13 protein-coding genes and 1 tRNA gene are annotated in these 12,682 nt (G+C 42.4%); 9 read left to right on the forward strand and 5 right to left on the reverse strand.

Going from position 1 to position 12,682, the window contains the following annotated elements:
* Positions 1-88: 88 nt before the first annotated feature.
* The 5 genes from CHU92_RS03105 to CHU92_RS03125 form a co-directional block, all read right to left on the reverse strand.
* A complete protein-coding gene (locus CHU92_RS03105) occupies positions 89-247 on the reverse strand; it encodes an SsrA-binding protein (RefSeq protein ID WP_094412503.1) in 159 nt (52 codons plus the stop codon).
* A 111-nt stretch (positions 248-358) separates the two neighbouring features.
* Positions 359-2,371, reverse strand: a complete 2,013-nt coding sequence (locus tag CHU92_RS03110) for a M56 family metallopeptidase (RefSeq protein ID WP_094412505.1) — start codon at positions 2,369-2,371, stop codon at positions 359-361.
* Between the two features lies 1 nt (position 2,372).
* On the reverse strand, positions 2,373-2,732 hold the full coding sequence (locus CHU92_RS03115) for a BlaI/MecI/CopY family transcriptional regulator (protein ID WP_094412507.1): 360 nt from the start codon (positions 2,730-2,732) through the stop codon (positions 2,373-2,375).
* Positions 2,733-2,842: 110 nt separating this feature from the next.
* On the reverse strand, positions 2,843-4,069 hold the full coding sequence (locus tag CHU92_RS03120) for an MDR family MFS transporter (RefSeq protein ID WP_094412509.1): 1,227 nt from the start codon (positions 4,067-4,069) through the stop codon (positions 2,843-2,845).
* A gap of 68 nt (positions 4,070-4,137) precedes the next feature.
* A complete protein-coding gene (locus CHU92_RS03125) occupies positions 4,138-4,995 on the reverse strand; it encodes a DMT family transporter (RefSeq protein ID WP_094412511.1) in 858 nt (285 codons plus the stop codon).
* 107 nt (positions 4,996-5,102) lie between these two features.
* Here CHU92_RS03125 and CHU92_RS03130 point away from each other — a divergent pair, with 107 nt between their 5' ends.
* The 9 genes from CHU92_RS03130 (at position 5,103) to CHU92_RS03170 (ending at position 12,606) form a co-directional block, all read left to right on the forward strand.
* Entirely contained in the window at positions 5,103-6,707 is a 1,605-nt protein-coding gene (locus CHU92_RS03130) for a S8 family serine peptidase (protein WP_094412513.1), read from the forward strand.
* 3 nt (positions 6,708-6,710) lie between these two features.
* On the forward strand, positions 6,711-7,649 hold the full coding sequence (locus CHU92_RS03135) for an NAD(P)H-dependent flavin oxidoreductase (RefSeq protein WP_094412515.1): 939 nt from the start codon (positions 6,711-6,713) through the stop codon (positions 7,647-7,649).
* A 46-nt stretch (positions 7,650-7,695) separates the two neighbouring features.
* Positions 7,696-8,334 (forward strand): DUF4159 domain-containing protein, encoded by a 639-nt coding sequence (locus tag CHU92_RS03140; protein WP_094412527.1) that lies wholly within the window; start codon positions 7,696-7,698, stop codon positions 8,332-8,334.
* 132 nt (positions 8,335-8,466) lie between these two features.
* Positions 8,467-9,558 carry an AI-2E family transporter gene (locus CHU92_RS03145; RefSeq protein ID WP_094412517.1) on the forward strand — a complete coding sequence of 364 codons (1,092 nt, stop codon included), beginning with the start codon at positions 8,467-8,469 and terminating at the stop codon, positions 9,556-9,558.
* On the forward strand, positions 9,559-10,734 hold the full coding sequence (locus tag CHU92_RS03150; protein WP_094412519.1) for a THUMP-like domain-containing protein: 1,176 nt from the start codon (positions 9,559-9,561) through the stop codon (positions 10,732-10,734). It begins immediately after the preceding gene.
* Positions 10,735-10,837: 103 nt separating this feature from the next.
* On the forward strand, positions 10,838-11,266 hold the full coding sequence (locus CHU92_RS03155) for an SRPBCC family protein (RefSeq protein WP_094412521.1): 429 nt from the start codon (positions 10,838-10,840) through the stop codon (positions 11,264-11,266).
* Positions 11,259-11,717 (forward strand): MarR family winged helix-turn-helix transcriptional regulator, encoded by a 459-nt coding sequence (locus CHU92_RS03160; RefSeq protein ID WP_094412523.1) that lies wholly within the window; start codon positions 11,259-11,261, stop codon positions 11,715-11,717. The genes CHU92_RS03155 and CHU92_RS03160 overlap by 8 nt, the downstream gene beginning before the upstream one ends.
* A gap of 88 nt (positions 11,718-11,805) precedes the next feature.
* Positions 11,806-12,378, forward strand: a complete 573-nt coding sequence (locus CHU92_RS03165; RefSeq protein ID WP_094412525.1) for a hypothetical protein — start codon at positions 11,806-11,808, stop codon at positions 12,376-12,378.
* 144 nt (positions 12,379-12,522) lie between these two features.
* Positions 12,523-12,606 (forward strand) — tRNA-Ser (locus CHU92_RS03170).
* The last annotated feature ends 76 nt before the right edge of the window (positions 12,607-12,682 follow it).

Consider the following 12,682-nt stretch of genomic DNA (forward strand, 5'->3'; position numbering starts at 1 on the left):
AAAACCCCATTATTTTTATACTTACACAGTTAGTGAGATACTACCTATCATTCCTTAACGGAAGGGAAAAACTCCGGGGGTATGATATTTATTCACCACTGGTTTTCTGACCCAGCGCCCTTGTAGTTACAAAATATTTCCATGCAATAATGGCTTTCTGCAGTTTAGTGGCCTTACTCAGGTCAAGCTGTTGCCTGGTATAGCTTGGCAGCAGCCAACGGTTTATCTTTGCCAGTATTTTAAACATAAGCTGTTGGTTTATTGCACTAAAAGTATAAAAAAGGCGGGATTTACACTACCGCCTTTTCCTAATAAATTGTTATTTATTTTATATAGTACAAATAAGCCTTCTCTGTGATTATGCTCTTTTGTAAACCACTTTTTTTGCCTTTGCCTTGGCTTTCTCACCGGAAGCTTCTTCCTTTGCTTTCATCATTTCTTTTCTTGCTTCCATAAGTTCTTTACGGCTCTCCATCATTTGTTTTCTTGCCTCGCGGAGTTCTTTTTTTACATCATTTAATTCTTCCCTAGAAAGATTATCTCCTGAAAGCCCAAACTGCATTTCTTCCATGGCTTTTTGTATTTCAGCCTGCGAACGATAAAGTTTTTCCTGTAAATCCTCCAATTCTTCCGGTGACATGTTGTCTGAATACTTATAAATCTGCATTTCCTTAAGATTGTCAGTAAGGTCCAGTATCAGTTTATCAATATCAAATCCACCATTTTCGCCATCTTCAGGTATATTATAAGTAAATGCCTGAGGATACCTCATCATCATGCTAATACCACCTCTTTTTGTAATAATTTCAACTGCGCCGTCACGGCCTTCTTTGCCATATTTCTTTTTGGCAGCTTTATCCTTCAAAATATTTATTTCATCAATCTCCTGGTCCAGCGGCAGTTTTATCGGCTCGCCTTTCTTTTGCTTTATACCATTAATTACTACGAGCATGTCGGTATCGCCTATCTTCATGCCGTTAAATGACCAATTACCCTGCATTGGAGGCGGTGGCGGAACCATCCCCGGTGCGCCGGGTGCAGGCGGTGCCGGGGGTACAATGATAACATCATCAGTATTGGTATAGCTTTTTAGTAATCTCTTACCTCTTAAAGAATCTCCTTCGCGCATCAGGCGTGCGGCACCGGCAATCCTTATCCGGTCAGGGCTGCCAAATATAATGCTGTTCTTGCCTGTGGTACTGCCTTTTTCCATTTCTACAGTAAAAGGTGCAATGGGTTCGGTATCCGCAACCTCATATACTTTAGATTGTGTTTTGTCCTTAACCGTTACTTTTATCGCGGTAATTTCGTTTTTCTGGTTGCGTGTAATATTCTGGAAATTAACATCAGCATCAAATTCTTCCTTAAATACCTTACTTCCCTGCTGTAGTTCCTCGTCTTTGGTGTCTTTGTTCACTTCAACGGCAATTTTAACCTTGCTTTTGGTTACCACCTTTGTTTCAGGAGCTTCTTTTTCCTGTGCCACAACTTTTACCTGGAACAGCAGCATAAAAGCCGCAAGCGCCGGCAGTACAATGGCATACTTCCATGAATTCCGTTTTTTTGATTGTTTTTTGTTTAACATAACTATTCGCTTTTTGATTAATGATTGATAAAAATGATTGGTAATTGCTATACATTCCGGCTGAACCGTAATTTTAAGGAGTATCTTCTGGTAGGCCTCTTTATCGGCTATTTGTTTTACTGCCACAGCATCGGCAATAAACTCCAGGTTTTGTGATATGGATTTTTTATAAGCCCATGCAAAAGGGTTAAACCAAAAGGCAATGCAGAACAGCTGCCCTGCTACCATATCAACCGAATGCCTTTGGGCGCTGTGAACCTTTTCGTGGCTGATAATGCTTTCCAGTTCATCGGGGCGTAGTGCCGATGCATTGTAGACAATATAATTAAAGAACGAAAAGGGTGTCTTTATTGCTGGTGAATCAACAAGAAGGTACCGGCCATCCTTTATGATTACATTGGTTGTAAGCATACGCTTCAGCGACAGGATATCAAGCAGGAACCGGATCAGTAAAAAAACAACTCCCGCAATGTAAATACCTGCCACTACATCAAACCAGTTTATGTTTAGAGTAGCTTCGGCTGCAGGTGATGCTGCCATGCGGTCCTGCATCATCATTAGATGATTTATGTCAATTTCCCGGTGTGCCTGCTGTGGCAAAGGGTTTACCCATACAATTCTTGTGTATTCGACTAACGGCAGCAGTGCCGATGTTGCCATACCTGCCATAAGGAACCAGCGGTTAGCTGTAAAAAAGGTTTCTTTCCTTAAGAATAGGTAGTAGGCAATGAAAAACAGGCTGGTTAGTCCCGCCGCTTTTGCCAGGTATAAGATGAAATGTTCCATATCATTTCTTTTTTTCGATCATATCCAGTATTTCGCGTAGCTCTTCAGCGCTGATTTTTTCTTCTTTTGCAAAAAAAGATATCATACTCTTATAGGAATTGTTAAAGTAATTGGCTATAGCACTGTTCATAAAGCCTTTACGGTATTCTTCTTTGGTTACTACAGGATAGTACTGGTGCGTGTTGCCATAGGCCGTATGCGACACGAAGCCTTTGTCTTCGAGGTTACGTATAATGGTTGACAGGGTATTGTAATGTGGCTTGTCGTCTTCAATTTCCATCAGCACGTCTTTTACAAATGCTTTTTCAAGCTTCCATAAAATGTGCATAATCTCTTCTTCCTTGTTCGTTAATTTTTGCATGGCTTATTAATTGATAATCCAAAGTTAAAACTAATTTTTTAGTTTCACAACTATTTTTGTAGTTATATAACTAAAATGTTAGTTTATTATTGTGCTGTAAGGATAAAAAATCAGGAATTTTCTTTAATGAGCATTTTCTGGAGCAGCAGCAGCGCGCCAACGGCCAGCATACCGGCCACACCCATAAACAGCCAGTTGGCCTGGTAGCCGCCTACATTGCCTTTTAAAGCAATAATGCCCATACCGGTTTTAGCGCTGGTTATATGGGCAAGGCTAAAGGTCATGGTATACAAGCCCATGTATTTGCCTTCGTGACCACGAGGCGCACGCCCCATGGCAAAGGAATTGGAAAACGGAAAACAGAACATTTCACCAATTGTCATAAAGATAAGGCTGACCAGCAGGATGCCAACCCACACATTGATAAGGAGCACAAAAAAGCTTATGGCCATGAACAGCGCACCCCATAGGATGATTTTTACTTTTTGTACGTTCTTCCGTTCAAAAAAACCAACTATAGGCATTTCAAGCAGGAATATCAGCAACCCGTTCAGCGACATCAACAGGCCGGTGTGGACTTCTGTTAGCCCGTACCATTCTTTGTGGTATAAAGGCAATGTAGTGAACAACTGGAAGAAAATAAACGCTGTAGTAAAGCTGCTGAACAGGAACAACAGGAAAGGTATATCTCTCATTGCCGAACGTTGTGGCGCATCATCATTAAGATGCCTGTCCGTAATTTCTTTTTTCTTTTCTTTTACCAGCAGGCTGAATATAAGGATCGAGATGATACACGATGCGCCGTCAGCCCAAAACAGCCCCCTGTATCCAATACCCAGGATTATAAGGCCACCAAGCGCAGGGCCGGCAGCAAAGCCCAGGTTAACAGCCAGCCTTACGAGCGTAAAGGCACGGGTGCGGTTTTCAGGTTTTGCATAGGTACTTAACGAAACGAACATGGCCGGGCGGAACATATCGGCAATCACCATGATGCTAAACATAGCCATGCACATCCCCTCAAACGACCTTATATATTGTATTACAAAAAATAGGGCCCCGCTTGTAAAAAGGCTGAACACCATGATTCTGTAAAATCCTATCCTGTCAGAAAGCTTGCCGCCCAGCCATGAGCCTATCATGGAGCCAAAACCAAAACAAACCATTACTGTGCCTACCTGGCTATATGAAAAGTGAAGGTCCTCCTTGAGGTATTTGGAAAGGAACGGCAGCACCATGGTGCCGGCGCGGTTAATAAAGGTAATAACGGCGAGTATCCATACTTCACGGCTAAACCCCCGGAAGTTATTGATATAGCGCGTAAAAGCCTGCTGGAGCATTGATGTAGGATGGTTTTGCGCAAAGGTACAAATGATTTTATTATGCTCCCGGTAAACCTTTCGTTAAACTATGAGGCGTAAATTTGTGAAAGTGTTATGAAGATTATTGCTGCCAGTGCCATTGCAATTCCGGTATAATTAAGCCGCGACATCTTTTCCCTGAAAATCAATATTCCGGCAATGCTTCCCAGTATTATAACACCCATATTCATAGAGGCAAATACTGTAGAAGGGTTATGGGCAAATTCCTTGTGTGCCAGCATGTAGAAGAGTATGTTGCCAAAGTTGAATATACCAACCAGTGCACCAAAGGTAAGATTTATAAGGCCAAAAGCAGCCTTATTTACTGCCAGCTGGAACAAAACTATACCAGTAGCCACTGCAAGCGCGCCGCAAAAAACAAAGAATAGCGATGTGGTATAAGGAACTTCGGATCGCACTACCTGCTTAAAGAGTACATCAATAACACCAAAACCTAAAAGCACCAGGGCAGGATATTGCCATTTATTGCTGTTATTGGTATCATGGCGCAAAAATATAAGCAGTATGGCAGGAAAGCCTATGGCAAGGCCAATGAGCTTCAATTTATTAAAGCCCTCCCCAAAAATGAACCAGGCCGCAAGTATAGGTATAAAAAGCGACAGCCGTTGTGCGGCATCAGTTTTTACAATGCCCATATATTTTATGGAAGCTGCCATCAAAAGGAAAATGGAGGGTAGTAACACCGACATAACACCATAAATGGGCCAGTTGGCAAATAGGCCGCTAATTTTCAGCTCAGGCCGGAAGAAGAGGTAGCATAGAAGCAGCGCAAAAACATAATTCCAGGCGACTATTTGTGTAACGGCAGTATCGTAGCGACGGGTAAACTTAAAGATAATACCTACCGATACACTGCATATAATGCTCAGGACTATATAATGCATGGGTTTTGATTGTAAAGAAGCAAAAATAAAAGGTTTGCCCGTATGGTGTATCTTAAATTGCGCATGTTTTGTATATTTGGAATGGCTTTAACATATACAATCCTTATATGCGCCTGATTTGCATTTATCTGCTTTTGTTGTGCGGCAATATCTTTGCCCAGCAAGACGCGTGGGTTTATTTCACAGATAAGCCCCAGGCGGAATTTTACCTGAATAACCCGCTTGAAATGCTTTCGCAGCGCGCACTGAACAGGCGGGCGGCCCAGGGTATAGCTCTTGACGCTAAAGATGTGCCCATACACCAGCCTTATATTGACCAGGTAACGGCTTCGCCAGGAATCACGGTTATGGCACAATCAAAATGGATGAACGCACTGCACATACGTGGCACAGTGGCTGATATAAACGCCCTGCTGGCGCTGCCATTTGTGGAGGCAGTAGATTTTGCCGACAACTCCCTTAACTCGCGTACGGCACAGGCACAGCAACAACAGGCTGTAACTAAAAACCTGGATGTATCTGCCACCTTTTCTTACGGCACTTCGGCTAACCAGGTACAGATGCTTAACGGGCAGGTGCTGCACCAGCAGGATTATACCGGTACCGGTAAAATAATAGCCGTAATGGATGCGGGGTTCCCCGGGGTTAATACCACGCAGCCTTTCCAGAGGCTCCAAAATAATAACCTTATTTTAGGCGGCTATAACTTTGTGCAGCGTTCGCCTGAGTTTTACACGGGCCATTACCACGGTACTTATGTATTGTCAGCCATGGCAGGTTTTGTGGAAGGGCAGCTTGTAGGCACCGCGCCTGATGCCGGCTATTACTTATTTATAACCGAAAACAGCGCCAGCGAAAACCCTGTGGAAGAATCTTTATGGGTTGAAGCAGCAGAAATGGCTGACAGCCTGGGTGTAGATATCATAAATACTTCATTAGGCTATTTTGGTTATGATAATCCCAACTACAGCTATACCAATGCCGACCTTAACGGAAATACCGCTTTTATTACAAGGGGAGCCAACATTGCCTTTACACGCGGAATAGTGCTTGTAAATTCCGGTGGCAATTCGGGCAATACTGCCAATCCTTATATAACACCGCCGGCCGATGCTTACAATATACTCGCAGTTGGGGCAGTAAATGCCACAGAAGTTATATCTCCTTTCAGCTCTATAGGCCCTACCGCTGACGGACGCATAAAACCCGATGTTGTAGCACAGGGTGTAGGATCGGTAGTTGCTGATACTAACGGAAGTATCATAACCGCAAGCGGCACTTCGATATCAGCGCCAATTGTGGCAGGGCTTATAGCCTGCCTGTGGCAGGCGTTGCCGGGCAAAACCAACAGCGAGATATTGCAGATAGTAAAACAGTCGGCTGACCGCTATACAAACCCTGATATGCAGTATGGGTATGGTGTACCTGATTTTGCCCAGGCACTGCAAAGTGCTACAGTGACAGAACAGCCTGAACCCGGGCGGGTGCATATATATCCTAATCCTGTTACGGATACCCTTATAATTGCTTTACCGCAAAATACAGTAAATGCTACTATAATTTTATTTAATACCCTTGGACAGCTGGTGCTGCAACAGCCGTTAGCCGGCAGCCAGGCATCAGTTGCAACAGAAGGTATAGCCACAGGCATTTATACTTACAGGATTGAGGCAGGCGGTATACTAAAAACTGGAAAACTCGTTAAGCAGTAATACATGAACAGGATAACACAATTATTCAACATCCGGTATCCTATAATACAGGCCGGAATGATATGGGCCAGCGGCTATAAACTGGCAAGCGCCGTAAGCAATGCAGGCGGGCTGGGGCTTATTGGTGCAGGTTCCATGTACCCGGAAGTACTCCGTGAACACATACAGAAATGCAAAAAAGCTACCGATAAGCCTTTTGGGGTTAATGTGCCCATGCTATATCCCAACATTGAGGAAATAATGGATATTATTGCAGATGAAGGCGTAAATATTGTGTTCACTTCTGCCGGAAATCCTAAAACATGGACCCCCTTTTTAAAAGAAAAAGGCATTACTGTGGTACATGTAGTAAGCAGCGTAAAATTTGCACTGAAGGCGCAGGAGGCTGGTGTAGATGCCGTAGTAGCCGAAGGGTTTGAAGCCGGCGGTCACAATGGCCGGGAAGAAACCACTACCTTTACACTAATCCCGATGGTGAAGGAAAAGCTTACCATACCGCTTATTGCCGCGGGAGGCATCGCTACAGGGAGGGGTATGCTGGCGGCCATGGTGCTTGGCGCTGACGGTGTACAGGTAGGAAGCCGTTTTGCAGCATCAGTAGAGTCATCATCCCACCAAAATTTTAAACAGGCTATTGTTGAGGCGCAGGACGGCGACACGCATGTTACATTAAAAGAGCTTGCTCCGGTAAGGCTTATAAAGAACAAGTTTTTTCATGATGTTATGGCTTTGTACGCAAAATCGCCTACCGTTGAGGACCTTAAAGCGCTTCTTGGGCGCGCACGGGCAAAAAAAGGAATGTTTGAGGGCGACCTTGAGGAAGGTGAGCTTGAAATAGGGCAGATAGCCGGGCTTATTAATGATATTAAGCCTGCAGCTGAGATTGTACGGGAAATAATAGCGGATTTTGAAGCCGCAAAACGTGAAGCCGTAAATTTATAATTGCATTATATAAGGAATTAAAAGTATGATAAAGAGAATGATGCTGATGAGAAAGATGTTTTTGCTATGGCTTGTTTGCCCCGTATTGCTTAATGCACAGGAAATAGCGGTGCTGAAATATTCAGGCGGGGGCGACTGGTACGGAAACCCTACATCGCTGCCTAACCTCGCCAGGTTTTGCAACCAGAACATAAACACTAAGATCAACCCAAAAACCGCTACTGTCGAGGCCGGCAGCCCGGATATATTTTCTTATCCGTTTATACATATGACCGGGCATGGGAACGTGGTTTTTAGCGATAATGATGTAATTAACCTGAGGAATTACCTTACCTCCGGCGGATTCCTGCATATTGATGATAACTACGGTATGGATAAATTCATCCGTAAAGAAATCAAAAAGATATTTCCTGATAAGGAACTGACACCGGTACCGGTATCACATAAAATTTTCCAGGGGCCGTTCCTTTTTGCTTCGGGTATACCAAAGATACATGAGCATGACAATAAGCCGCCGCAGGCGCTCGGCATTTTTGTTGAGGCCAGGCTGGTGCTGCTTTATACTGTTGAAACTGACTTAGGGGACGGATGGGAAGACCAGGAAGTGCACAATGATCCGCGCGAAGTACGCGAAAAAGCCCTGAAAATGGGAGCTAATATTATTAATTACGCTTTTAATAATTAAAATCACTTTAACAGCAGGTTTAAAATTTGAATTTAGATTTGATACTCACGGCCTGTTTTCTCTTAATCTTGTACTAAAGCCATACGTGTTCGTAATTTTTTTCATACATTCGGTTAAGCAAACACCCGTCAAATGGTAACATCAAGAACAATAGCCAACGGAATTATCAGGGCGCTTTTAATGGCTGCCGGAATATTTATACTTCTATGGCTTCTGTATAAAATACAGTCGGTTATAATATACCTTTTTATAGCGCTTATTGTAAGCATGATTGCAAGCCCTGTAGTTTATTTCCTGAAGCGCCGGCTTAAATTTCCACACACCGTAGCTGTTGTGGTAACTCTTGTTTTCTTTCTTTCCCTGCTGGCCGGTTTTATCATGCTGTTTGTGCCGCTCATTGTAACGCAGAGTGAAAACCTCTCCCTGTTAGACACGGCAAAGCTGGAGCAGGACTTTAACAACCTGGTAAACCAGGTAAACAGTTATTTTACGGGCCATAATATAGATGCGCAAAAGCTCATTAAGCAGGCTAACCTTACCTCAAGGATAGATTTTAATTTCATTCCCAACTTTATCAATTCGTTGCTGGGTATATTGAGCGGTTTCGGTATTGGCCTTGCCTCCGTGTTGTTTATTACCTTCTTTTTCCTAAAGGACAGGAAAATGTTTACGGTGGCTGCCAAAAAAGTACTGCCCGAAAAGCACCAGGAAAAGATACTGAACTCCCTTCGCAAGATTAATTACCTCCTTAGCCGTTATTTTATAGGGCTGATTGTACAGATGTCGATACTATTCGTAATGTACCTTATTGTGCTGCTTATTTTCGGGGTGCAAAATGCATTCATCATTGCATTTATTGCTGCATTGCTGAATATTATACCATACGTGGGGCCTATCATAGCAACAGTATTGGTAGCAGTTCTTACCATGCTGGGGCTTATGGGGCCTGAAACCCAGGGCGAGATGCTCACTACTACGTTATGGGTAGTTATTGGCTTTTGTGCCGCCCAGTTTATTGATAATAATTTCAGCGCCCCGCTGATTTTTTCTAACAGTGTCAATTCGCACCCGCTGGAGATATTTATTGTTATCCTGGCCAGTGGTTTTATATTCGGGGTTTTGGGCATGATCATAGCCGTACCATTTTATACTGCCATGAAAGTGGTAGCAAAGGAATTCTGGCCCCGAAACCCGATAGTAAAAGTACTCACAAAAGATATATAAGTGCAGCACCCGGTTTTAAATGCTGAAGTACAGCAATTTATAAAAGACAATACCGGGAAGCCTGTTTCGCAGTTAGCGTTGCAGAAAAATCCCTTTCCTGATGTGGAATGGGCAGTGATACTCAATCAGGTAGCTGCCCGCGAAAAAGCACAGGGTAAACTGCCACGCTGGTTTGCTGCCGAAAACATTATATATCCTTCAAAAGTTTCGGTAGAGCAGACATCCTCTGAGGCTACGGCAAAGTATAAAGCACGGCTTGTTTCCGGGGAAAGGCTTATTGACCTGACAGGCGGATTGGGTGTGGATGATTTGTATTTTGCGGAAAAGTGCAGTGAAGTTGTGCACTGTGAACTGGACCCTGAGCTTTCGACTATTGCGGCTCATAATTTCCGGCAGCTTTCAGTAGGTAATATAACATGCATGCAGGGGGACAGCCTGGGGATACTTAAGTCGCAAAACAGGCAGTGGGACTGGATATATATTGACCCCTCCAGGCGAAACGGTGCAAAAGGTAAGGTTTTTATGCTGGCCGACTGCCTGCCTGATGTACCGGCGCTCCTGGATACCTATTTTACCTTTAGCGCCAATATAATGGTTAAAACTGCACCACTGCTTGATATCTCAGCAGGCTTAGCGGAGCTTTCAGGAGTAAAAGCTATACATGTGGTTGCCCTTAACAACGAAGTAAAAGAACTGCTCTGGCTGCTTGAAAAGGATTGTAAAGGCACGCCGGCAATACATGCAGTAAACCTGGTTAAAGATAATGAAACCATTGTTTCAGGGCTTTACGGAAGTGATGTGACTGTTAATTACTCGCTCCCTCAGGAGTATCTCTATGAACCCAACAGCGCGATTATGAAATCAGGCCTGATTGATGCGGCCGGCCATAGTTCAGGCTTAAGCAAGCTGCACAGGCATTCGCAGCTCTTTACATCAGCATCCGTAACTGAATTTCCCGGCAGGCGCTTTAAAATTCAACAGGTTTTACTTTATAATAAATCAGAAATGAAAAGATATGCCGAAGGCAGGAAGATGAATATAACGGTGCGTAATTTCCCTGTTTCGGTGGAAGAACTTCGCAAAAAGTGGAAAATAAAGGACGGGGGAGATGTGTATGCGTTTTTCACTACCAATATGAATAATGAGAAAATAGTGATGATTTGCATTAAATCATAGTTGTATCCATACAATCCATTTACTATTATAAGTGTATTAAAAATATATTTGCTTATTATATGTTAACATATTATATTTGTGATTATATTTAATTTTTTTTATCATGTGGACAATAGAAGTAAACAGAAAAACAACTGCGACAAAAGAACATATATGGGAACTTTGGGCAGACGTTCCTAATTGGAATGTATGGGACGCAGAAGTTGAATACTCTGAACTTTATGGAGAATTTCAAACAGGAACAAAAGGAATTTTAAAACCAGTAGGCGCACCGAAAGCAAAGTTTGAAATAACTGAATGTACCAACTTCAAGTCATTTTCAGACAGAAGTTCCCTGCCGCTATGCAAAATGGACTTTATCCATACAATGACGGAAACTAAAGATGGACTTGAAATTACGCACAGGGTTATAATGACAGGCCTTATGACTTTTTTATTTTCAAAAATAATAGGTGGCAAAATCAAAGTTGGACTTCCTGTTGCAGTTGAGAAACTAATTGAACTTGCAGAAAAAAAATATAAAGATGGCTAAAAGCGATTTTATTTTTGAAAAATCCGAGGAAAGTACGGGATTCCTACTGTGGCAAGTAACAAACTTGTGGCAACGGGAAATAAAAAAAGCATTAAACAAATATAAATTGACACACTCTCAATTTGTATTACTTGCCAGCATTCATTGGTTTACTTTACATAAACAAAATGTTACACAAATATTGCTGTCTACCCATACTAAAATTGACCCCATGACAACTTCTACAGTTTTAAGGACTTTGCAAAATAAAGGGCTTATCCATCGTAAAGAACATGAAACAGATACAAGGGCTAAAGCTATAGGGCTAACTGAAAATGGCCTGGAAATTATCCGGGAAGCTATCATAAAAGTAGAACAATTTGATCAACAATTTTTTGTTTCACTTAATAATGAAACAGAAGAGTTTAATCATAAATTATTAACATTGCTTAGCAATAATAGGGCATCTTAACTGCTACCGCAGGTAGTATGATTCTAAAACTTTTACTCACTAAGCTTACTAAAAACAATAAATCATCTATAACATCTTTATTAAATAAATGAAAAAAACGCTTATAGCTTTATTATTGCTATGGATATGCATACCTGGTCGGGCACAGGGGGATTGTAAATTTACCACTGTGAGCAACACAGAGGGAAACGAATATAAATCAACTGCCGAATACCTCATGTACGAAAAAGTATTTGCAGGCAGTTCAGCATTTGTATTCTTTTCACTTTCAGTAACAGAAGGTATTCCTGTCCTAAACTTCCAGTTGCTGCATAAAAGCCAGGATTTTCCAAAAGCCTATTGCCTTGACAAGGCATCACGCATCTACCTGCAGCTTACCAATGGCAAAATCATCACCCTTATAAGCGTAGGGCAGGAGCAGTGTGCCAGCCTTATGTATGACAGCGAGAGCAAGAGCAATATGCGGATACTGTCGGGCATGTTCCTTTTTGGCAAAGGCTCTATGGAGGAGCTTGAAAAATATCCCGTAACGCTAATGAGGGTTAAATACAGCACGGAAACAGTGGATTATACCATAAGAAAGGAAATACAGTCAGAAACCGTTTCAGGTAAATTTTTTCCTGAAAATTATTTTGTTAATTATCTGAAGTGCATTAAATAATTCCAGCGTTTTGCTATTGGGTTGACAGCTAATCATTTTAAAACCTGTTTTAAAATAAAATTAAAAAACCTTTAAAAATAGTTGCAGATAATAGATGCAAGGTTTACATTTGCAACCGCAAAAAAGGTTAATGCCTTGCAAGCAGGAGAGGTGCCGGAGTGGTAACGGAGCAGATTGCTAATCTGTCGGCGAGCAATCGTCGCCAGGGTTCGAATCCCTGTCTCTCCGCTTTTTTCGGGGTGTAGCGTAGCCCGGTCATCGCGCCTGGTTTGGGACCAGGAGGTCGCAGGTTCGAATCCTGCCA

The organism is Flavobacterium cyanobacteriorum, from assembly GCF_002251835.1.
In the GTDB taxonomy this organism is placed as follows: domain Bacteria; phylum Bacteroidota; class Bacteroidia; order Flavobacteriales; family Flavobacteriaceae; genus Flavobacterium; species Flavobacterium cyanobacteriorum.